The sequence below is a fragment of the Nostoc sp. genome, assembly GCF_036917515.1.
GTDB lineage: Bacteria > Cyanobacteriota > Cyanobacteriia > Cyanobacteriales > Nostocaceae > Nostoc.
In genome coordinates this window covers 11,551-33,931 of record NZ_JBALDE010000115.1, presented here as the reverse complement: position 1 = coordinate 33,931, position 22,381 = coordinate 11,551, and the positions used below count along the sequence as shown (strand labels likewise).

General features: G+C 40.7%; 16 protein-coding genes and 1 pseudogene. 9 read left to right on the top strand and 8 right to left on the bottom strand.

Features of this window, described 5'->3' with window-relative positions; all coding sequences use genetic code 11:
- Positions 1-73 precede the first annotated feature (73 nt).
- From V7K89_RS14970 to V7K89_RS35900, 3 genes and pseudogenes are all read left to right on the top strand, one after another.
- Positions 74-1,066 carry an AraC family transcriptional regulator gene (locus V7K89_RS14970; protein WP_335188335.1) on the top strand — a complete coding sequence of 331 codons (993 nt, stop codon included), beginning with the start codon at positions 74-76 and terminating at the stop codon, positions 1,064-1,066.
- Between the two features lie 105 nt (positions 1,067-1,171).
- Positions 1,172-3,718, top strand: a complete 2,547-nt coding sequence (locus tag V7K89_RS14965) for a TonB-dependent siderophore receptor (protein WP_335188333.1) — start codon at positions 1,172-1,174, stop codon at positions 3,716-3,718.
- 787 nt (positions 3,719-4,505) lie between these two features.
- A pseudogene (locus tag V7K89_RS35900) lies at positions 4,506-4,622 on the top strand (DUF6887 family protein); the annotation flags it as partial.
- Between the two features lie 157 nt (positions 4,623-4,779).
- Here the strand turns inward: V7K89_RS35900 and V7K89_RS14960 are convergent.
- The 4 genes from V7K89_RS14960 to nifH form a co-directional block, all read right to left on the bottom strand.
- Entirely contained in the window at positions 4,780-6,036 is a 1,257-nt protein-coding gene (locus V7K89_RS14960) for a glycoside hydrolase family 10 protein (RefSeq protein ID WP_335188351.1), read from the bottom strand.
- Positions 6,037-6,200: 164 nt separating this feature from the next.
- Entirely contained in the window at positions 6,201-7,508 is a 1,308-nt protein-coding gene (gene nifN, locus V7K89_RS14955; RefSeq protein ID WP_335188325.1) for a nitrogenase iron-molybdenum cofactor biosynthesis protein NifN, read from the bottom strand.
- Entirely contained in the window at positions 7,508-8,899 is a 1,392-nt protein-coding gene (nifE, locus tag V7K89_RS14950) for a nitrogenase iron-molybdenum cofactor biosynthesis protein NifE (protein ID WP_335188323.1), read from the bottom strand. Before nifE ends, nifN begins: the two co-directional genes overlap by 1 nt.
- Positions 8,900-9,465: 566 nt before the next feature.
- Positions 9,466-10,443: a nitrogenase iron protein gene (gene nifH / locus V7K89_RS14945; RefSeq protein ID WP_335188321.1), complete on the bottom strand. Its 978-nt coding sequence runs from the start codon at positions 10,441-10,443 to the stop codon at positions 9,466-9,468.
- On the opposite strand from nifH, the gene V7K89_RS14940 reads away from it, so the two are divergent.
- Positions 10,442-10,660, top strand: a complete 219-nt coding sequence (locus V7K89_RS14940; protein ID WP_335188319.1) for a hypothetical protein — start codon at positions 10,442-10,444, stop codon at positions 10,658-10,660. The genes nifH and V7K89_RS14940 overlap by 2 nt on opposite strands.
- 414 nt (positions 10,661-11,074) lie before the next feature.
- Here V7K89_RS14940 and V7K89_RS14935 read toward each other — a convergent pair whose 3' ends face one another.
- Positions 11,075-12,310 carry a substrate-binding domain-containing protein gene (locus V7K89_RS14935; protein ID WP_335188317.1) on the bottom strand — a complete coding sequence of 412 codons (1,236 nt, stop codon included), beginning with the start codon at positions 12,308-12,310 and terminating at the stop codon, positions 11,075-11,077.
- A 548-nt stretch (positions 12,311-12,858) separates the two neighbouring features.
- On the opposite strand from V7K89_RS14935, the gene V7K89_RS14930 reads away from it, so the two are divergent.
- A complete protein-coding gene (locus V7K89_RS14930; protein ID WP_335188315.1) occupies positions 12,859-13,224 on the top strand; it encodes a hypothetical protein in 366 nt (121 codons plus the stop codon).
- A gap of 342 nt (positions 13,225-13,566) precedes the next feature.
- Here the strand turns inward: V7K89_RS14930 and V7K89_RS14925 are convergent, their stop codons facing one another.
- Complete coding sequence (locus V7K89_RS14925; RefSeq protein WP_335188312.1) at positions 13,567-13,779, bottom strand: hypothetical protein; 213 nt, start codon at positions 13,777-13,779, stop codon at positions 13,567-13,569.
- Positions 13,780-14,232: 453 nt separating this feature from the next.
- Between V7K89_RS14925 and V7K89_RS14920 the strand changes: the two genes are divergently transcribed.
- From V7K89_RS14920 to V7K89_RS14910, 3 genes are all read left to right on the top strand, one after another.
- Entirely contained in the window at positions 14,233-14,874 is a 642-nt protein-coding gene (locus V7K89_RS14920; protein ID WP_335188310.1) for a hypothetical protein, read from the top strand.
- Between the two features lie 10 nt (positions 14,875-14,884).
- Positions 14,885-15,691: a pentapeptide repeat-containing protein gene (locus V7K89_RS14915; protein ID WP_335188308.1), complete on the top strand. Its 807-nt coding sequence runs from the start codon at positions 14,885-14,887 to the stop codon at positions 15,689-15,691.
- Positions 15,692-16,469: 778 nt separating this feature from the next.
- Entirely contained in the window at positions 16,470-17,915 is a 1,446-nt protein-coding gene (locus V7K89_RS14910; RefSeq protein ID WP_335188306.1) for a PQQ-dependent sugar dehydrogenase, read from the top strand.
- Between the two features lie 161 nt (positions 17,916-18,076).
- Here V7K89_RS14910 and V7K89_RS14905 read toward each other — a convergent pair whose 3' ends face one another.
- Together V7K89_RS14905 and V7K89_RS14900 are read right to left on the bottom strand one after the other, a co-directional pair.
- Positions 18,077-19,432 carry a (Fe-S)-binding protein gene (locus V7K89_RS14905; RefSeq protein ID WP_335188304.1) on the bottom strand — a complete coding sequence of 452 codons (1,356 nt, stop codon included), beginning with the start codon at positions 19,430-19,432 and terminating at the stop codon, positions 18,077-18,079.
- A gap of 55 nt (positions 19,433-19,487) precedes the next feature.
- Positions 19,488-20,846, bottom strand: a complete 1,359-nt coding sequence (locus V7K89_RS14900) for an FAD-binding oxidoreductase (protein WP_335188302.1) — start codon at positions 20,844-20,846, stop codon at positions 19,488-19,490.
- A 213-nt stretch (positions 20,847-21,059) separates the two neighbouring features.
- On the opposite strand from V7K89_RS14900, the gene V7K89_RS14895 reads away from it, so the two are divergent.
- Positions 21,060-22,379 (top strand): FAD-dependent oxidoreductase, encoded by a 1,320-nt coding sequence (locus V7K89_RS14895; RefSeq protein WP_335188300.1) that lies wholly within the window; start codon positions 21,060-21,062, stop codon positions 22,377-22,379.
- The last annotated feature ends 2 nt before the right edge of the window (positions 22,380-22,381 follow it).

Genomic DNA, 22,381 nt, shown 5'->3' with positions numbered 1-22,381 from the left:
GATGCAACTCTTTCTCATCTAAGCTGGTTTTTCTTGGGTTGGATTGAGAATTTACCTGACTTTCAACACCAGCATGACCATCACCATTTCATCGCAAGCTTACTTGGATCTTTGGAACTCAGCGAATGAAACGCCGCAGTACTTAGATTCATCAGACTTGTTGGATGTTACCTGGAGGCAGCCTTCTGAATTAGGAGAGGGATATTTGCGGGAGATTGAGCTACGAGATGGGTTGTGGCTGGCGATCGCCCATAACCAGTTTCACGATGAGATTATTACACTGGGCTGCGATCGCGCCCATTCGCTAGAGTATTATTTTTATTTGACAGGAGGAGTGCTATCAGGTAGCACTCCTACCCTAGCTGGGCAGTATGGCTTCTATGGTAGCGGCATGGCTCCCGGCGGCAAATATCAACTTTTAGGACAAGAGCATTTAACCGTTAACGTTCACATCTCACCAGAATTCTTGTGCTCGTTCGCTAGCAATCCCGACCGAGAATTACCCCCAGAGTTGCAGCATTTGATTAGACCTTATACCCAAACTTACTACCATCACATTGGCACGACCACCTCTACCATGCAGGTTGTGCTGCATCAAATTCTGGAGTGTCCCTATTGGGGAATTTCCAAACGGCTGCATTGGGAAAGCAAAGTTTTGGAATTGCTGGGGATGCTGGTAGTGCAGGAGGTGGAAATGCGGGATGAAAATCACCCTTTCCACTCGCTTAAGACTGATGTCAGGGAACGATTGCACCATGCCAGAGAGCTATTATTGCAACGGTTGGACAATCCGCCAACTTTGATAGAACTGGCACGACTGGTTGGGTTAAACGACTGTACCCTGAAGCGCGGCTTTCGGGAGGTGTTTGGCACTACAGTATTCAGCTATGTCCGCAGTCATCGCTTGGAACAAGCACGACAACTTTTGCAAATCGGGGATATGAATATCAAAGAAATTGCTCATTTGGTGGGATATGCCGATCCGAAGTCATTTGCGATCGCCTTTCGCAAGCAGTTTGGCTTGAACCCCAAGGATTACCGGAAAAAACGAAAATATTCCGTCTAGCCCCCAAAATATTCCGTCTCGCCCTTTTTTGTTTATTCCACTGCACACCGTTTATTCAGTAATGTTGTTTTCTGACAATTATTTCTTATAGCGGTGTGGGGAGTCATGACGTATCGACTGAAGTTAGCATTGCTTGCAAGTGTGGTTTCATTGTTGATTGCACCCTCTACGTGGGCAGGAGAGAAATCCCCAATAGAAAGCTATAAAATACTAGTACAAACACCTTCTCAAGAAAGTTCAGTTGTACCAATCACAGGAGTGAAAGCAAATCCCAATGATAAAGGTGTAGAAGTAATTTTAGAGACATCGCTTGGAACTCAACTGCAAGTAATAAATCGTAGTACGGGTAATAATTTTATTGTAGATGTGTTGGGCGGGCAGTTACGTTTACCGTCGGGAGATGCTTTTAGATTTCGTTCGGAGAAACCAACTGAGGGAATTACTGGAATAACAGTTACAAATATTAATGCCACTACTGTGCGAGTCACAGTAGTGGGTGTTGCGGCTATACCTACGGTTGAGTTATTTGATGATGATGGCGGGTTAGTTTTTGCGGTAGCATCACAGGCAACCGCGACACAGCTACCAGAAACACCGCCTGCCCAACAAAAGCCAGAAAACCAGACACCATCAGCAGAAGGTGATGAGCCGATTGAATTAGTCGTGACAGGTGAGCAAGATGGTTATCGTGTAAGAGATTCGTCAACTGCTACCAAAACCGACACACCTCTGCGTGATATTCCCCAATCAATTCAAGTGGTGCCACAACAGGTGCTGCAAGACCAGCAGGTGAGAAACCCAAGTGAGGCGCTCAGAAACGTAGCTGGTGTATCGCAGGGAGTTAATAGCGGATCTCGCAGTGGAAATGCGACAATCAACATTCGAGGCTTTGATGTTGCTTTTGGCGATTTCCTTAGAAATGGTTTGAGAGACCCTGGAAGTAATATCTTTAACCTAGCTAACATTGAACGAATTGAAGTTCTCAAGGGACCCGCTTCCGTTCTCTTTGGTCAAGGTTCATTCGGAGGCTTAATTAACTATGTCACCAAACAACCACTCACAGAACCCTACTACTCCGTGGAAGCCTCTGCGGGAAGTTTCAATTATTATCGTGGTGCGGCTGACCTGACGGGACCACTGAATGCCAGCAAAACCGTGTTGTATCGTTTGAACTTGGCAGCTCTCACTACAGAAAGCTTCCTTGATTTCTATGAGGAACAGCAATACTTTGTTGCACCTGTCCTCACCTGGCAAATTAGCGATCGCACTAAACTCACTCTAGAAACTGAGTATCTTAATCGACCAAGATCGAGTGGTAATGTCGGTGTCCCTGCTGTAGGGAGTGTGCTGCCAAATCCGAATGGGAGAATACCGCGTAATCGCAGCTTTAATGAGCCAGACCCGAACAACGACAATGTATCTTCTATCGCAGTGGGCTACAATCTCGAACATCGCTTTAGTGAAAACTGGCAGTTACGCAACGCTTTCAGATTTTCGCGAAATGAGCGTGATTTAGATGCTTTAGTAAATACCTTCTTAAGCACGGATAATCGCACTCTAAATAGAATTGGCTTATTTACTGACAGTTTTGGTGAATTTTTCAATGCTGACACTTACATTGTCGGAAAATTTACTACAGGCAGCATTCAGCATCAACTTGTTACAGGTTTTAATCTCACCAGGGAAGAGAGCGGTTATCTTGCGACTATTCGCCAAGCCGCTCCAATTGACCTATTCAATCCTGTCTATGGACAACCCATTGATAATGGGGGCTTTAGAGTTGGTAGCAATAGCTCAACCGATACATTAGGTATTTATGTTCAAGATCAGATCACGCTTGTTGATAATCTGAAACTCTTGCTAGGTGTGCGATTTGATACATTTACAGGAACTACAAAAGATCGAATCACCAGTGCTGAACAAAACTTATCTGATGATGCCTTTAGTCCCCGTGTAGGAATAATCTACCAACCCATTGTGCCAATTTCTCTCTATGCCAGCTACAGCCGCTCCTTTAACCCAGTCACTGGAGCCACTTTTGAAGGCAGTGCTTTTCAACCAGAACGCGGCATTCAGTATGAAGTGGGAATTAAGGCAGATTTAACTGATAGACTTTCTGCAACCCTTACCTTTTTTGACCTAACTCGCTCTAATGTCTCGACAGCCGATCCTGTACCCGGTAGAACTGGTTTTTCCATCCAAACAGGTGAGCAGCGCAGCCGAGGCATTGAGTTCAACATTGGGGGCGAAATTTTGCCAGGATGGAACATCATTGCAGGCTATGCCTACACTGATGCCCAAATCACCAAAGACAACACCCTGACAGTGGGTAACTTGTTGAACAATACCCCTAGAAATAGCTTCAACCTTTGGACAACCTACGAAATTCAGCGAGGTGCATTGCAGGGTTTTGGGGGTGGTATAGGATTCTTCTTTGTGGGAGAGCGGCAAGGGGATCTGGAAAACACCCTTGAGTTACCCAGTTACTTCCTTACCGATGCTGCCATCTTCTACAAGCGAGATAGATTCCGGGCAGCACTCAATTTCAAGAATTTGTTTGATGTTAACTATTATGATTCGGCTGGCAGCAATGTCAGTGTTAACCCAGGCGATGCATTCACGGTGCAGGGCACAATTTCGTGGGAGTTTTAACTTGCCCTACTGGTAGTCATTGGCTGAACAACTTCTTCCAACACAGTTTTAATTTATGGACAAAAAATAAAATTCAACTTTAGTTTTATTGAGGTGCTACTTAAATAATATCGATAAAAACGAATACTTTCTTTGTAGCCTCATATAGGAGGATTTGTTATAAAACTTGCTTTTTATGAAAGTGCAATGTCTACGAAAAGCTCGCCTACGCACAATTGACTCACAAAGCGATCGCTTTGTTATCCTAATCCTGAAGTATTTCTCAAGTTGCTTGTAAGTCAGCCAAACTAGTAAAATCTAACAACGCATCCGGTAGTGTTTTTGCCATTGAGCCGGGATATGCACAAAATCGAGAAAATTTAGTTCTTAATCTGGGTTAAAGGGTAGCTCCTCCAGGCGATTGCCAACCCTTGAAAAAAGGCGATCGCACCCTCAATTACTGGAAAATGGGAGATCGGACAGACCTGAATACACACTATGAGTACAATAAATTCTTCGCAAATCCTTTTGAGTTTTCCAATACGTATTTCAGCGATGGTATGAAAGTTGCTATAGCAATCCGAATTGAATCGTGAGAAAATACGGAGATTAAAAGTATGTATCTATATGCTTTTCAGCCTTTTACTCTCTTACAAATGATTTAGGATTGCTATATAACTGAACGTACTAAAAATGTTTATATCTTGACAGATAATTCCATAGAAGCTGAGGTAATACCAACCGGAGAAATTCTTTGCTTATGACACAACCTAACTTTCAACAAATGCCTTTATAAGAGCTAAGAGTTTATATTTTGGCTCATTGTAACGATGATCAAGCATTTCATATCTATATCGAAAGGAGACGTGCCCAATCTCCAAATCAAATTCCAATGACAATTGAGGAAGCGGAAGCTGAATTATAAAGACGGTTTGGACAGGAAGCTAATTAAAAACTATGACAAATTCTTAAGTAATTGTGGATGAACTTGCCGAAACATCACACTAATAATTATTCAGTGCTTCCGACCCGTTTTTCATTCCCCGCCTGGTTCTTATGGTGGGGAATTATTGTTAGGAAAATCAACTAGAGGGTCTCCAACCAGCTAGCAAATTCGGGTAAGTTGTTGGTGTGGGGAAGAGTTGCTGTAAACCAATCTGGCGTTCTTGGGGCTTTTCTTTGCTAATGTTCCAAAGGGTTTCATAGAAAAAGAAGGAGACTCCGGCAAAATTGCGATCGCGTACTTTTTGCACTTGTGTTTGAATCTGCTGCATCGGTACAGATTTTTTTTTCAATCCAGCCATAATACCTACACTTACTGGAATATGGCTCTTGGCCGCTTTCACTTCTGGATATTCTAATTCACTAATAAAAACATTCAAGTCATCCCGATATACCTGCAAAACTAAATCTTCAAGAATTCCCAGACGTTCCCATTTCTGCCAGTCTGCTAAAAAGAAGTCATAAGAGAAACGCTGAGGATTAGGAGCAACGGAAACCAGGCAATCTTTTTTAGTAGCTTTGATGGCTGTAAATACCCGCTTCATAAACTCAGTGATTTTGTTAGCTCTCCAGCGCACCCATTCTGAATCTTTAAAGTTTTTGGAGGGAGCTTTTCCACGGTGTTCTTTTTTGTAAAGTGCTACTGTATAAGCATCATACCCTAATTCTGATGGTAAGCCAAAATGGTCATCAAATTGAATGCCATCGATATTGTAGTTTCTGACAATTTCAACGATTAAATCTTGGATGAACTGTTGTACTTCCGGACGAAAGGGATTTAGCCAAACGCGATTATGTATACCTTCTTTGACAATTCGAGTCCCATCACTGCGACTGGTGAGCCATTGGGGACGATTTTTGGCTAATAGAGAATCCGCTGGTGCCATGAAGCCAAATTCAAACCAGGGAATCACTGTTAACCCTTTTTGATGTCCCACATTAACAATTTCTTTGAGGATATCTCGCCCTTGCAGTCCGGGAGTGGGATCGAGCGATCGCCTGATAACTTTTTGGGCAACTTTGCTAGGATACAATGTATATCCCCAATTCCAAACCGCCGGATATATAGTGTTAAAATTGAGTTCATCAAGGCGTTGCAAAGATCCCTTGAGGCGATCGCGCTCAAATAACACATCACTATCAATATTTGTTAACCACACTCCCCTTAACTCAGATATTGGCTTTGACGGCAGATTTATTTGAGCGTTCAATGGGAATGACAACAACGTAGCGATCGCACTCAAGGTAAGCATAACGATAAACAAAAGAGACTTTCTACTTTGGCGAATATTCCACCAAGAAGAAAACTCAACACACCACTTTACAAACCTTTTCATCATTATTTAAAATGTCCATGTTATTGAAGCAAACATCGACATGATAACTAATATTAATGCTTAAGTAAGTAGGCAGAATAAAACTAAACTATGTTAACAAAAATGAACAAGACTAAAACCCTCTTTCTTCCTGCCTTATCCCAACGATAAAGATTTACGCCTACCTATTTAACCTTTGTTTCTTGCTCTAAAAACAGATTGCCAATATCAAATAAAAGTTGCATAGTACCTCGATAGCCAACCTTAGTAAATTGACCATGATCTAAGGAGTCAAAAATGGGAATTCCTTGACGGTAGAGAGGAATTTTTAAGCGTTGAGCGATCGCCGCTCCATGAGAGTTGGTAATTAGTAAATCAGACCCAACCGCCAGTTGCTCAAAGTCTTCCAAGTCACCAATAGTAACGCTAGGAATCGGAAGTTTTTCGAGCAAAGGAAAGCGTGTTGTTGTCACTGCTGAGTGAATCTCAACTCCTAGCGATCGTAAAAAAGAAACTGTTGACCAAAGTAAATCAGGTTCCAGCGCCAAAGAAACTCGCTTGCAACCAAAGTAAAAATGATTCTCCAACATTATATGTTGTAACTGACGGCGTTGACGGCGGTATTTCTCTGGTACACTAACACCACTAATATCCGCCAATGCTTGCAGGAATTTATCTACTGCTCCTAGCCCCGTCAATTCACCAAATACCTCATAAGGTATATTGAATCTCTGCTCCAAGATTTGCGCTGCACTCCGCATACTATCACCTAATGCCAAAGTGAATACAGAATTGCCAATTGAGCGCAACTTTGCCAAAGTCGTGCCATTAGCTGTAATGGCACTAGAAGAATCTTCTATATGACTATCTAATGAGCCAGAAAGGTCAGGTACAACAATAGGTACAAGTCCAAAAGAGGTGACAATCTCTTTAATTTCCTGTATATCCCCTGGTGTAAAGGCAGAACTAGCCAAAATAGTAATTTGTGTAGGACAAGCGTCTTGCTTAGAGCTTTTTTGAGGAATTTCCCTAACTATACTCTCAACTGCACCAGCAAAGCCATCCTGTAATGTACCTTTGAAATCCGGTGTAGAGACAAACACAATTGGTAGATAATCTAGTTCTGGGTGACGGTGGCGAATCTCTTTGACAAAACGTACCATGTCATCACCTCTGGTTTCCACAAGTCCAGTGCTACAAAGACCGATAATTTCCGGTTTGGATCTTTGCACCAAAGTCAAGATTGCTTGTTCAACTCTTTCCTCGCCACCCAAAATGGTTGCAACTTCTGTCATTGCTGTACTGGAAAGGGGAATCGTCTGACGGAAATGCTGTACCAATACCGCCTTAGTCAAAGCAGTACAACCTTGAGAACCGTGTAACAAAGGCATGATTCCCTTTAACCCCAAAAAGGCTAAAACTGCACCTACAGTTTGGCTTTGCTTCAGAGGATTAACTGCAACGGATGTACTCGTAACGCTAATAATTGCCATCAAATGTTCTCCTCAGAAGAATTTTCTGCTGACCACGGGGCTGGCTGGTATACTTGCTCCCACACAGGGTTGTAAAAAGCAGCATACAGTTCTTGTGCTACCTCTAAAATTCCTATATAGCCTGCATAAGGATGGTTGCGTTCTTGATTAATATCTAGGAATGGAATCCTAGCGGTGAGAGAGGTATCTTGATGGCGTTTCTCAGCAATTAACATATCAGCCTGATTTTCGTTAATTATCTGTAAAATTTCTTCAGGAGTATTTTGTTCTAAAATTATGCCATCTTGAGCCAACAAACTTTTGACTCTAGTTCTATCCTCCTCAGTATTATCCTTAATACTAATAGCAATAACTTCCATCCCCAATTTCTGAGCAGCAAAGATAATCAACCAACTCTTGAAACTTCCAATAGAAAGGATAATGCGCTTACCTTGTAATCGGGTAATATACAAAGCAAGTTTTTCATCTATTGCAGCAGTTTCTTCTACAATTAACTTTTCTGTACGTTCCTGCAAATCAGAATTACCTAACTTTGCCGCAATATTCCTTAGACATTGATTGATTGACTCTATACCATAGATAGACTCTTCAATATAGGGAATGCCATATTTTTTTTCCATCCCTTTTGCCACGTTGATTAGTGCTTTGGAGGAGAGTATGACATTAAGTTGGGCACGATGAGCATAGCAAACTTCTTTGTAGACAGCATCGCCTGTAATTTTTGCCAAAACTCTAATACCTAATTTCTCCAATAACGGTAAAACATTCCATATTGCACCTGCGATATTATGTTCACCAATTAGGTTGATGTTGTATGCTGTACTAGTCTCTGGTTCAGCTGTTCCAATAACGTGTTCTAGCATTGCTTCACCAGCAACACGGTTGCCCAAATTTTGGTTGCCAATGAATCCAGGACAATGTACAGGGATAGTAGGTATTCCTGTTTTTTCAGTGGCATTTTTGCAAACTCCCTCAATGTCATCTCCAATTAGAGCGGTGATGCAAGTGGAGTAAACAAATACCGCCGCCGGTTTGTACCGTCTTGTTAATTCTAAAATGCCTTTATACAGCTTTTTGGCTCCACCAAAGATAATATCGTTCTCATCTATATCGCTGGTAAAGCGTGTTTTGTACAGCATCGAACCAGAGGAGAGACTGCTGTAACTTCCCCAAATACTGGTAGCGCAGCCACTTGGCCCGTGAACTACATGAGCAGCATCGGTGATTGGTACTAGGGTAATCATTGCACTATCAAAAGCGCAACTCCCTTGAGTAGTTCCAGGTTGGGGTAATTGTGTAGAGGACTTTTTTTTCTTTTGTTTCTGCTGAGGAGCATCTTCAGAATTGAAGTCACTGAGCGAATCGTTGATTTTTCCTGGGGTGGGATTCATTTCTTTGGTGACAATAGGTAGAAGTTCTTAGGTGTTAAGAGAATTTTCCAAAGCTTTCATAGGTTTTAATTTATCAATCTTGTATCTAAAGGATGGAATAAAAGGGAATGAGAAAGATAATTTTCCATCCCCTAAAACATAAACACCAACTAGGTTAGAGAAGGAGAAAACAAAAACACGAACTAGACTATTAAAGTATTAATGTTGCTGTGTAGACCTTGAAAAATTAGTGTTAGCACGGTGAATTTGAAAAAAAAAAAGTTAAGATTGGCTATGCAATTACCTCCATTTTAAAGGATTTTTCAGAAGTGATGAGTGCTGAGTTCTGAGTAAAAAGTAATGAATAAGTAGTATTAATGAATCTTCCCACTTTCAGCCGAGGCATTCGCTACTCAAAACTAATTTGATGCTTAGTCGATCTAATTTTACTTTTTACTCAGCACGGACTAAACTTTAGCTATCTGCTAATGTTACTCAGCACTCAGAACTGTTTTGGTGAGAGGGTGGGCTATTTTTGCCCACCTAATATTTACTCTGGATTTAGCACCTAAGTCTAAACGAGAACCTTACTTCTTCTCACTAGCAGAAACTATTTCTACGTTTCCTTTTTTCAGTGCTTCTAGTGCTTCGCCTTGAGCATCTTCTAGCTTTTTCTCACTATCTGCTTGAGCGTTGGCCACACCTACCAGTTTTGCAGCATTTTCTTCGCTTTCGAGAATACCGAATTCAATCAACAATTCTTCTAGCTCATCCATCTCAATGGGTGTGGGAACAGCGAGATTTGTATTGTTGATAATTTTGTCTGCTAGTGTGCGATATTCATTAGCTTGGTTGCTGTCGGGTGCATACTCGTTTACAGTCATCCGGCGCAATTCGGCGTGCTGCACGATATTGTCACGGGGGACGAAATGAATCATCTGAGTACTGATTCTGGCTGCTAGGGTGCTAATCAGTTCATCTTCCCGGTCAGTTTTCCGGCTGTTACAAATTAGCCCACCCAAACGTACACCACCAGTGTGAGCATATTTGAGAACGCCACGAGCGATGTTGTTAGCTGCAAACATCGCCATCATTTCACCAGAAGTAACGATGTAGATTTCTTGGGCTTTACCTTCACGAATTGGCATCGCAAAACCACCGCACACAACGTCACCCAATACGTCGTAAGATACGAAATCTACATCTGAGTAAGCGCCGTTTTCTTCAAGAAAGTTAATAGCGGTGATGATACCCCGACCGGCGCAACCTACACCAGGTTCTGGCCCGCCTGACTCTACGCATCTGATATCGCGGAAACCAGTGATTACCACTTCTTCAAGTTCGATATCTTCCACAGCGCCCCGTTCAGCAGCTAAATGCAGCACGGTAGTTTGAGCTTTACAGTGCAAAATCAAACGAGTGGAGTCAGCTTTGGGGTCACATCCGACAATCAAGATGCGTTTACCCACTTCTGCCATTGCAGCAAGGGTGTTTTGGGAAGTGGTAGATTTACCAATACCACCTTTACCGTAAAAAGCAATTTGTCTAATTTTGTCGTCGGACATGATAATTTATCCTACAATTGTTTGTTTGGTGGGTCTGTCAGTTGATGAGGCGTTGGCACTTTGTGCCGGAGGTACTCGCGCTGTAAAATTACAGCAACGACTTTATGCAGAACGTTGTTGGAGGCGATCGTTCCACACCAAAAAAAGTCCGAAGAAAGAACATATTCAAGTTTTGGTCAGTTTTCGTTGGCCATTAGTCATTGTTTTTTCTGACTAATGGCTAGAGCGATAAGACATCACTCAAGGAATATTGCAAGTATTACCAAACACTCTACTCAAATGATTTCTCTAACGGTAGTAATACCAATTAGAAAAAAGAAAGCGACAAATAGACCATTTGTAGAGACGCGATTCATCGCGTCTTTACCCAAGGATATGTTGCAGTCATGAATTGAATTGGTATAATACCAATTAGAAAAAAGAAAGCTACAGATTCTAAGCCGAAAACTCAAATTCAACCCGAATTACGAATTATGTAGCTTGCTTATCGCATTTGGCGAGTATTACGAATTCAGCATCATCAGTTGTTGTAATTTCCTGAAGGTTGCTCATACCTCAAGAGTGGTTACAGCAGGATTTAAATTTACGCCGAATTTTCCTTTAACCACACAACCAACCATTGCAATCCACTCTAAACAGTTGCTACAACTTCCCCGATTTTGCTGATATCGTAACCGCCGAGAATTTCAAATTGGGAGTGAACCATCCGATGTCCCAAAGTACTGAGCAACTGCTGTACAGGTTCTTCTTCCAGATATTCCTTGAGAATCACCAAATCATATCGTGACTGATTTAAAGGGATAAATCCCAGCCCAAAAGCGGCAGCTATAGAGCCTGTACTCATACCAGCATCGGCAACTCCTCTGACTACAGCTTGGGCAACATCTTGGTGATTTTTGAGTATATTGTCGAAGCCCTGAACAGTATCGAACGGTATCTGCTCTTTTTGGAGTGTTTGTTCCAAAAGCATCCGACTACCAGAACCTATTTCGCGGTTGACAATAGTCGCTCCCCCACTTACTAAGTCAGTAACTGTTCTAATTCCCATTGGGTTGCCTGACTTCAACAAAAGTCCTTCCTCCCAGACACCAAGGGTAATCAGAACTGCTTCCCTGCCAGCCAGAACATCTCGAACAAAGGGAGTATTATACTCACCAGTTTTAGAATCGTACAAATGCATCCCAGCGATGTGCGCTTCACCTCTGCATAGACTGTGCAATGCAGCCATGCTATTGGCAAAGTTATATTGGACTCGCAGTTGAGGATGCCAGCGTTCGGTGGCTCTTGCCCATAGTGAAATCACAGGGGCACAACCAGCAATCACAACGGTGTTGTGAAGTGTGTCGAGATTATCGTCTAGTAGCCTGACTCGAACTTTATTTGTACCTGTTTGGCTAGTGCTTTCATCCTGCGGGTGAGATAGTTTGCTTATGTCGGGGAACCCTTTTGGCAGTTCCTCTTGGGGAGAACCCCCAAGATCGGACTGCCTCACCACTGCAACTGTCTCACCATCAGCGGGAATCATATCTTGGCGAAAAGCATCCTTACCAATTAAGGGATAAGCTATCCATTGTCCTCCCACACGAGCCATGCTAACTCGTAGTTGCTGACCATTAGGAACAGGTTTGGCAAGAACGGCTTCAATTTCAGGTAAATCCCGCTCTAACCAGAATAGATCCTCAACTTGACAGCCTAGCGCTTTGGCCAAGCGAAGTGTTATGGCTACTGAGGGAGCATATAGTCCCGACTCTACACCACTAATAGTCTGACGAGTCACATTAGCGATGTTAGCCAAATCTTGTTGGCTCATGCCTAAGCGAGTTCTAATCGACTTCAAGTTATTACGGAGGTCACTATCCTGCTTCATTGGCTTTGTCTCTTAGTTTCAAAAAGCCGTAGCGGATTTAACAAAACATCTGCCAAGGCGAAAGTGCAGTCTTTGAGTTTATATCATTTCTCTTTGAAGACTTTTTGTGCTTTCGCTGTCTTGATTCCCCATATATAAAGACTATCACAGAAATTGCCAATTTGCTTGCCAAGCGCAAATTATTTTTCCGGGTGTTTACTTTTTACTTTGAAAGCCCTAAATTCCAAGAAACAGAGCATTATATTTAGCAATAAGTTTTTACCAATTTAATTGGTAAATAGTAGCATTTAATACAGTTTTAGAGATTAGTTTCAGCTTTGATGCTTGATAGGCGAGTAATACAAACAGTAGAAAACATACCAACCAATTTCGCTTTTTGGGGTAAATTTTGCCCTGACGAAAAATTACCTATTTGACTAAGAGTGAATATGCACATAGCATCAGCAAAAAATTGCTACTTTGATTTTTTGCACAATTAGGTATTTTTCAAAGTACGTAACAGATGACATGAGATTACTGTTCTTAGCACTAAAGCAATGGAGAGAGTAATGATTACTGAAGAGGACTTAGCCCAGCAATTTAACGTAATTATCGAACACGCTCATCCACGGGTATGGAAACTGTTAAGCCAATGTTATGTGAAGATGATTAATCCTCATCCTCACTTAACAAGAGTAAATATAAAAACATGCATTCGCCATACAAAATACATTGCTATTTATTGCCCTGATAAACTGATGAGTGCTGTAGTAGAGCAAAAAAACCTACTCAGAGAAGTAGCAGAATACTTGGGGCTATTTGAGGTTGTTTGCTTGAATGCCAATAATTTGATTCGCGATCCACTTTCAAATATTAAGCAAACTTATCCTCACTTGTGGTTAGATTTGTTGTGGATTGTCACTCAAGAAAAATAACCAAAGCTACTGCATACAAACAGATTTTTCTCATCTGCAAACAACCAAATTTACCAATCTTCACCGCAGCTTCGTTACTTTTGAAGCTTGCCTAAATCTTATGAATCAACCGTGCTTGCATCCAGATGATTTGCCTTCATATCAAACAATCAAGCTAAGTGAAATACTATTTAGACAGCTTGAGGAAGCAACTAAAAAAAGCTTTTTCTTAGCGTGCGATGTCTGACGACAAGCCGCTCTGCGTCTACGCATGACACGGATTTTGTTATCGAGTTGTCATTGGTATTTCCGAATCAATAGTGGCGTTTTGACGTTGATCGTGATTTGTAATAATATGGAAAGTTATCGCAATATCATGAAAACTGTTCCCCAATTTGCTAACCACTTAAAACAGTTTGCCAATAGAGCTAAAATTACTGTCAGTTCTCCAATTGACAAAGGTATACCGTGGGTACTCAGCATAGATAATGTCTTACCTGAAGGGGACTTGCCCAGTACCTGATTCAACCAGAAAAATCGCGATCGCCCTCCCTCTCGAATGATTGGCGATCGCACCAAAAAAGCCCGTCAAGCCTCTCCCAAAGCACGGCAAGCTGTTTAAGTCCTTTGGGAGAGGCTTATTTGCCTGATTGGCAGAATGGGGATGAAAATACTTTAGAAAAAACAACTTGAGCTAGAAAGAGCCATATTCATTGGTATCTAATCCTTGCAGTTTAGGTTGCAAGATATTGGGGAAATATTTGGGGTAAAACTGGGGTAATCTAAAAGGGTCAAGATGTTTACAAAGCAGCTGTGTTAAACAAAAATTATGTCGTCCGCTCGAAGTAGATTTTATCCCAAGACGACGATGGTCTTCTAAATAAGCATTAGCTTCTAGAAATTGCCATTTGACACACGGTGTAGATCCGTTTAACGGATTTTGCGCTCCTTTATACCCTATATTGTCAAGTTAGGCGCTTATATCTTGTATATAGATATTTTTTACCTTCACAACTGGAGAGCAAAATCTTGGGCATAGAATTACGCAGTTTCGTATTTCTCGACAGCCTGCAACCTCAACATGCAGCATATATGGGAACAGTAGCCCAAGGCTTCTTACCATTACCAGGAGATACATCACTGTGGATTGAAATCTCTCCTGGTATAGAAATTAATAAGATTACGGATATAGCCCTGAAATCTGCCTCTGTCCGTCCGGCAGTACTGGTAGTTGAACGACTATACGGACTATTAGAAGTTCATTCTAGCTCCCAAGGCGAAACCAGAGCTGCTGGTCAAGCTATTTTGGCGGCACTGGGAGTCAAAAGAGAGGAATGTCTGAAACCGCGTGTTGTTTCTAGTCAGATTATCCGCAATATCGATGCTTATCAAACACAACTGATTAATCGCACGCGCCGGGGACAGCTACTACTAGCAGGTCAAACGCTGTATGTATTAGAAGTGGAGCCTGCTGCTTACGCTGCACTGGCTGCCAATGAAGCGGAGAAAGCAGCGAGGATTAACATTCTTGAAGTTCAAGCTGTAGGTAGTTTTGGACGGCTTTACTTAGGTGGACAAGAACAGGATATTCTAGCAGGAGCAGCGGGAGCATTAACGGCCATTGAAAGTGTCGCTGGTCGGGTAAATTCTCTGGGTGGGCGTCAGGAGTAAAAAAGAGAAAATGGCAAATCGAGAGCATCTAACTTTACTCAAAGCAGGTGCAGTTACATGGATTGAGTGGAGAAAGAAAAATCCCCAGATTGAACCAGACCTCAGCGCCGCTGATTTGCAAGGCGATAACCTTAGAGGCGCAAACCTCCAAGGGGTAAACTTGAGAAGAGTTGATTTGGGTAATGCTTTACTTGTGCGGGCAAACCTCAGTGGTGCTGAACTCAGTAGTGCTAACCTCTATAAAGCCTTCCTAAATGAAGCTAACTTGAGTGCAGCTAACTTCAGTGTTGCTAACTTGAGTGGCGCTGTACTTACGCAGGCAGATTTGAGTCATGCGAATTTGATTGGAGCTGACTTGAGTCAGGTGGATCTTAGAGGTGCTGCGATCGCATCTGCTAATCTAATTGGCACTGACTTAAGAGGCGCTAACTTGAGAGATGCCGATTTAGGTGCAGCGAAGTTGATTCGTGCTAATCTCACTTTTGCCAACCTTATTGAAGCTAACTTGATTGCGGCTGACCTCAGTGAGGCGAGTTTATACGAAGCAGAAGTTTTAGGAGCTTATCTTTACAAAGCCGATCTATATAAAGCTAATCTGACCAAGGCTCACCTCAGTGGTGCATACTTATTGCAAGCTAACCTAAGTGAAGCTGACTTGAGTCAAGCTGACTTAAGTTGGACTAACCTTAGAGGTGCAAATCTGGCAGGGGCGAATCTCAGAGGAACTAACCTTAGAGGAGCCGACATTCGGGGAGCTAACCTTAGCGGCGTAAATCTTCAAGAAGCAATTATGCCTAACACTTCAACACAACATTAGTTTACAAGAAGAAGGAATTGACTTTTAAATTCATTTTTTGGGCATTTTTTCGACAAAAAGTATATAAAATTTATGTAAAGCTTAACTTTTATTAAGCTCAAAATGTTTTGGATAATCTATCAATTTAACTTATGTATTTTCTGAGGTATTTATTTAATAGAAAAAGTATTTTTTTCCAAATTAAAATTGATATTGAAACTTAACTTAATGACAATATTGTATTCATCTGAAAAATCTTGTAAATTTTACTAAAAAAATATTAAACTTTCATAAATACTTAATCAAACTTTATAAAAGCTTTTAATATTATTAAAAATTAAATAAATTACATTTTTAAGATTTAGTAAAGAATTTGACGTTACCTTTTATTCATGATAATAAATAATTAGAAGAGAGTTAAAAATAAAAAAGCCTAAGAAAATAAATAATTAAAATAGACTAACTTTGATTCAATTACTTATCATTTGAATATCAACTTACCAAATCAATAACTAATATTTTTTCAGGATATTGGTATTAATTAGGTTAGCAAAGGTATCTCTATTCAAACTTGAACTTATGAAAATTTCTTTTATTTCAGTCAAAATTAGAGATTAGTTAGTAGAAATTCAAGAAAAATAAATATGCAAGTTATTTACAATAATACATTTACTGACATAATAAATGGGACTTTAGGAGATAAGACTGTATATGGTTGGGCTAATAGTGATAACACTGTTTTTCCCCTTCTCAAGAAGATTTAGAAACAAAATTAACTGACTAATTTATCAAGAAACTAATGAATAACACTAAATTATTTAACCAAGTAAAAAGCAGATTACTCAGAAATTCTGTTACTAAAATGCTGTTATTTATAATAACACTGTTATTTACAATAGTTTTATTAAATCATAGCACTACTGGACTAAATGTTGTACCACAAACCTTGCGTCCTGATATTAAGGTTCGCAATATTATTAATACATTATCAGTCTCTCCTTCTGTTCGGATTGTAAAAGATCCACGAAACAATACCCTCTATTATCTCAAACGAAATGGTGAAATTTATAAAGTCGATTTAACTTCTTTTACTAAAACACTTGTGTACAATTCTAGTAATCATAATTTAAGTGAAACTCAAGGTATGGCCATTGGCCCTAACGGCACAATTTATTTGGTTGGCAATGCAGACGTTGTGAATAACCAGACTAAAGCAATTATTGTTAAAGGTGTAATTAATTCGAGTACAGGAAAACATATCTGGTCTATTTTAGCTCAGAGTGCAGGCTATCCCAAAAGCAAAACAGCTTATGACCATCAGTTCAACGGTGTAGTTGTTAGTCTAGATGGTAATTTTATCTATGTGAATAGCGGTTCTCGTACCGATCATGGTGAGGTTCAGTCTGTTAATGGTCTATATCCCAATACTCGTGAAGTCGGATTAACCGCCTGTATACTCCGTCTTCCTACTAATAGCAATAATCTCTTTCTGGCAAACAATCGAGCAACTTTAAAGACATCTGGCTATATTTTTGCAGAAGGAACACGCAATACATTTGATATGGCTTTTGCGCCTAATGGGGATTTGTTTGGCACAGAAAATGGCCCAGATCGCGACATGTCAGAAGAATTAAATTGGCTACGTTTAGGTGGTAATTACGGCTTTCCTTGGCGTATTGGTGGGACAGATAATCCCCAACAATTTCCCAATTATAATCCTGCCACTGATCGATTATTAAGCCCTCAATTTAATGCCATCAAAAAGGGTTACTATCGTAACGATCCAACCTTTCCTATTCGACCTACTGAAAATTTGATTGAACCAATTCCTAATCTTGGCCCAGACACAGATAATTACCGCGATCCTGTAGATGGAAAAATCAAAGATGCCAGTGTTCTTGGACAAAGTATTAGTACTTTTACAACACACCGTTCTCCTTTAGGATTAGTTTTTGATAGACAAGGAGTAATGAGTCCAGAATTTAACAAAGATGGATTTATGTTGAGTTGGACACCAGGCGATCCTACTGGCGAAACACTAGTAGGCCCTTTTAAAGATGCTAGCCAAGACCTACTGCATTTAAAGTTAACTAAAGTAGGAAATACTAACTATAAACTTAACGCTACGCGCCTTGTCATAGGTTTTAGTAATCCTATCGATGCTGAAATTATTGGCAATAAGATTTATGTTCTAGAGTATGGTGGAAATCAAGGAATTTGGGAAGTCTCTATACCTACTAAGTAAAACATTAGACCTCTTGCACGAATACAAAACTAGCCCACCTTGTGGGAAGTGAGCTACATCTCGCAACCCCTTCTCCCAATTTTTGGAGAAGGGGAATAAAAACATAGCTTTGGCTCTTTGGTTTAAAATCAATGACAAAATATCCAACCCACAAAAAATATTTACAATTTCAACTTTTCACTGCGAATCGAATAATCTAACAACTCCATCGGGTGAATGACTGAAATCTTTTTACCTTGCAACTGCAAATGTTTAGTGATTTGCAAAGTACACCCAGGATTAGCAGAAGCAATTAACTCCGCACCAGTATTCAATAAATTCTGCACTTTTTGCTGACCCAATTCTTCAGAAACTTCTGGTTGCAACATATTATAAACCCCGGCACTGCCACAACACAAAGCTGCATCTATTGGTTCTCTCAACTTCACACCTGGAATTTGTCGCAACACCTGACGCGGTTGGACGCTAATCTTTTGTCCGTGCAATAAATGACAAGCATCTTGATAAACTAAATTTAATGGTTTATCAGTCAGTGGCGATAGTTTCGCTGTTAATCCAACAGTTGCTAAAAACTCTTGAGCGTCTTTAACCTTAGCTGCAAAATCCTTTGCCTTTTGTCGATATTCTTGGTCATCTTCTAAGATGTGACCGTACTCTTTTAAAGTATGACCACAACCAGCAGCATTAATAATCACGAAATCTACATCTGTTTTAGCAAAACTATCAATCATTTGTCTTGCCAAAGCTTTCGCCTGTTCTGTTTGTCCTTGGTGTTCAGGAAGTGCTGCACAACAACCTTGAGATTTGGGAATCACAACTTCACAACCATTCGCTGTTAAAACGCGAACTGTCGCTTCATTCACGGGTGAGAAAAACAGCCGTTGGACGCAACCCAAAATCACCCCAACGCGATACCGTTTTTCACCTTTAGCAGGAATCACAGTCGGCAAATTATCTTGAAAAGATTTGAGAGTAATTTCTGGCAGAATTGATTCCATTGCTGCCAAACGAGGCGATATTTTATTCAGTAAACCTGTAGCCCGAAGGAATTTAGGCAATCCCAACTTTTGATAAACTAACAATGGAACTAATAAAACCCGTAAAAGATTAGGATAGGGAAATAGAGAAAATATCAGTTGACGAAAAAATTGATCTGGCAAACTGCGGGGATAATTCCGTTCAACTTGGTGACGAGTTGCAGAAATTAATTTGTCATACTGCACACCAGAAGGACAAGTACTCACACAAGCAAGACACCCTAAACAAGAATCAAAATGTTCTACTGTTGTCGTATTGAGAGCAATTTCACCCTGATTAATTGCATCCATTAAATAGACGCGTCCTCTAGGAGAATCCATCTCTTTACCAAGTACCCGATAACTGGGACAAGTCGAGAGACAAAATCCACAATGTACACAACTATCAATCAACTTCGGGTCAGGCGGATGACTCTCATCAAAGCCATTCAAATTCTTTAAACTAGCCGTATTATTAACAAAATTTCTTGAAACTTGCATATTTCTTTTTTCCCCTCTCTATCTCAGCGTTCTCTGTGTCTCTGCGGTTTGTTTCTTAAATTCCACCCACAAACCGACCAGGACTTAAAATATTCTTACTATCAAACTGTTCCTTAATACGGCGCATCAACGGCAAAGCATTCCCTGTATAATCCCAAACATCTATTTGTTCTTTAACCGCCTTTGGTGCTGACAAAATTGTTAAAAACCCTTTATGAGTTTGAGTGCGTAGGCGCAGCCCGCCGTAGGCATCGCCTCCAGCAAAACCTAGCCTATCGCGCACTTCCAAAACCTGATTTTTATCCTCTAATTGTAACAAACCTAAACCACTACTAATATGTATTAAACCCAACTCCACCTGAGTTAAAATCTCTACGGCAGCAGTAGGTAATACTCCTATTTTGCAGGTAATTACAGAATCTGTGGCAGTAGAATGTATTCGTTTTTGTAATCTCTGCCATAGACTGCCTTCATCACTATCTGTAAAAATTACCCCATCTAAACCCAACTTTTCCCCTACTTCCAAAACTCGGTTTGACTGTTCTTTAACACTCTCACTAATACTTTGAAAGCGGGCAATTAATCCCAGTCCTTCACCCAAACCTAAGCTGGACACCAGTTTAGTTGATAGCAAATCAGCTTGGACTGGTGTTAACGCCGAACCTCTAAGGATATCAGCCGCTTGGGATACAGCCTCTGCACTGCCAGTTAGTACCACCGTCGCCGATGCCTCTGCTAGCGGATACACGCGAAAAGTTAGTTGACTAAAAAAGCCTAATGTGCCGTAAGACCCCGTAAGCAACTTCATCAAGTCATACCCGGCGACATTTTTAACTACTCTTCCCCCAGCTTTGGCAATTTGTCCATCAGCACGGACAAAGGTAATACCTAATAACTGGTCGCGCACACTACCATAGCGTTGCCGCAGAGAACCTGTATCACCTGTGGCAACAATACCACCAATGGTTGCTGACTCTGGTGCAGTGGGGTCAAGGGCGAGAAATTGCCGCGACTTTGCCAAAAGTGCTTCGAGAACGGAAAATTTCATTCCCGCTTCTATGGTGACAGTCAAATCGCCAACGGCGTGTTCAATCAGTTGGTTAATACGTTCTGTACTAACTACAACATCAATGCCCTTAACTAAACCACCCCAGCTGAGTTTACTGCCACTACCACAGGGGAGGACGCGCCAGTTGTTTATGTGAGCTGTGGCGATGACTGCGGCTAGCTGTTCTTGGGTACGCGGATAGACAATACAACTGGGAAGCTTTCCAGAAGCCATAGCCTGTTGAATACGTTTTTGCTGACCGAGTTCGATATTTTCCCAAAGGCAAATAGCATTTTCTTCACCGACGATAGATGCAAAATCAGAAGCGCAGACGCCTTGCGGCTTGTCGTTAGACATCGCTTTCATTGAGTTTATTTTTTTACGCCCTACTTCTAATTTAACGTGAGTTCGACGCGGTGAATTGTTTGTGGTAGTAGATTAGGGATGATGAGATTGCATATTTACGAGCTTTGTCACTATATCTCTCTCAAGACCAATGAAAAATGTATTAGAGGATGTAAAAATTTTTAGTGCTATTAAGTATCATGATTATTTAACTAATGCGGAAGTCATAGAATTATGGTCAAGAAAGTAGTTATTGTAGGTGCTGGACCTTGCGGACTTCTGCTTGCTCACTACTTATTAAGTCGTGGCGACAAATACGAAATCGACATTTATGAACGTCGCAGTGACCCTAGAATTGTTTCATTCTCTACATCTAGAACCTACCCTATCTCTCTGAACGAGAGAGCAATGAGAGCTTTAAGAAAAATTGAGGGTTTAGAAGAAGCGGTCAAATCCAAAAGTTTGGAGGTGACAGGAACAATTTTTCACCAAAAAAACGGTAAGACACGGGTAACGCCAAGAAATAAATCTCTGTTTACGCTTGACCGCACTAGCTTGGCAATTGTGCTATTAGAAAATTTAAACCAAAAGTACGACAATAAACTCAATCTAAACTTCAACTGTCAATGTACTTCTGTGGATTTTGTGGCAAAGACAGTAACATTGAAAAAAGTTGTGGAAGCCTCTGTGGTTGAAGGAAAACATGAGTTCACTGTTGACTATGATCTGTTAATAGGTGCAGATGGAGCAAATTCTCAGATAAGAGAGAATTTTTTTGCTACAAAAAACTTTGAGTGCCAGCAGAAATATGTCCCTAATGACTATAAATCGATTTTTCTGCCTCGTCCCAATGAAAATTCAAGTATCAACTTGGAACAAGGCAAAATTCATTCTTGGATAATAAACGATAGTACGCTGATAGTACTATTACATCAACAAGATGGAAGCATGAGTGGAGTAGTTTTATTTCTTCGAAAAAAAAATCAGATAGTTAATCTTTCCAATACAGAAGAAGTTCTCACATTTTTTCAAAATAATTTCCCAGAAGTTTATCAGATGATGCCCAGAGAAGAAGCTGAAGCTTTCCTCACTAGACCTGTATCAAGAATTTTAACAATTCGTTGTAACCGTTATCACCAAAGTGATAATGTCCTACTCATGGGAGATGCAGCACATGCCGTATCTTCCTCTATTGGTCAAGGTTGCAATGCGGCACTTGAAGATGTTGTCTTATTTAACAATCTTTTAGACGAGTATTCTGACAATATTGGGGAGGTTGTTGAACAATTTACTGTTCGCCGGAAGGAAGATGCTCACGCCTTAGTTGAGCTTGGCGATAACGCATTTCCCTCGACTATAGTATTGTTTATTGAATTTGTATTGAGGGAAAGTATTGCCAAAACTCTGCACAAACTTTTTCCCCATCGCTTCTCACCTTCAATATCTGAGCTAATATTTGAAACTGTAGTTCCCTATTCAGAAATTTTGAACTCATACAAAGGTTGGATATCCAAAGTGAAAAAATCAAACGCCAAATTGTCAACGAACTTGTAGCA

Excerpts from the sequence above, each read along its gene's own strand:
- V7K89_RS14960 (WP_335188351.1), bottom strand. The coding sequence starts at position 6,036 with ATGAAAAGGTTTGTAAAGTGGTGTGTTGAGTTTTCTTCTTGGTGGAAT.
- V7K89_RS14965 (WP_335188333.1), top strand. The coding sequence starts at position 1,172 with ATGACGTATCGACTGAAGTTAGCATTGCTTGCAAGTGTGGTTTCATTG.
- nifN (WP_335188325.1), bottom strand. The coding sequence starts at position 7,508 with ATGGCAATTATTAGCGTTACGAGTACATCCGTTGCAGTTAATCCTCTG.
- V7K89_RS14910 (WP_335188306.1), top strand. The coding sequence starts at position 16,470 with ATGAATAACACTAAATTATTTAACCAAGTAAAAAGCAGATTACTCAGA.
- V7K89_RS14905 (WP_335188304.1), bottom strand. The coding sequence starts at position 19,432 with ATGCAAGTTTCAAGAAATTTTGTTAATAATACGGCTAGTTTAAAGAAT.
- nifH (WP_335188321.1), bottom strand. The coding sequence starts at position 10,443 with ATGTCCGACGACAAAATTAGACAAATTGCTTTTTACGGTAAAGGTGGT.
- V7K89_RS14930 (WP_335188315.1), top strand. The coding sequence starts at position 12,859 with ATGATTACTGAAGAGGACTTAGCCCAGCAATTTAACGTAATTATCGAA.
- V7K89_RS14915 (WP_335188308.1), top strand. The coding sequence starts at position 14,885 with ATGGCAAATCGAGAGCATCTAACTTTACTCAAAGCAGGTGCAGTTACA.
- V7K89_RS14970 (WP_335188335.1), top strand. The coding sequence starts at position 74 with ATGACCATCACCATTTCATCGCAAGCTTACTTGGATCTTTGGAACTCA.
- V7K89_RS14940 (WP_335188319.1), top strand. The coding sequence starts at position 10,442 with ATGATAATTTATCCTACAATTGTTTGTTTGGTGGGTCTGTCAGTTGAT.
- V7K89_RS14900 (WP_335188302.1), bottom strand. The coding sequence starts at position 20,846 with ATGAAAGCGATGTCTAACGACAAGCCGCAAGGCGTCTGCGCTTCTGAT.
- V7K89_RS14895 (WP_335188300.1), top strand. The coding sequence starts at position 21,060 with ATGGTCAAGAAAGTAGTTATTGTAGGTGCTGGACCTTGCGGACTTCTG.
- V7K89_RS14935 (WP_335188317.1), bottom strand. The coding sequence starts at position 12,310 with ATGAAGCAGGATAGTGACCTCCGTAATAACTTGAAGTCGATTAGAACT.
- nifE (WP_335188323.1), bottom strand. The coding sequence starts at position 8,899 with ATGAATCCCACCCCAGGAAAAATCAACGATTCGCTCAGTGACTTCAAT.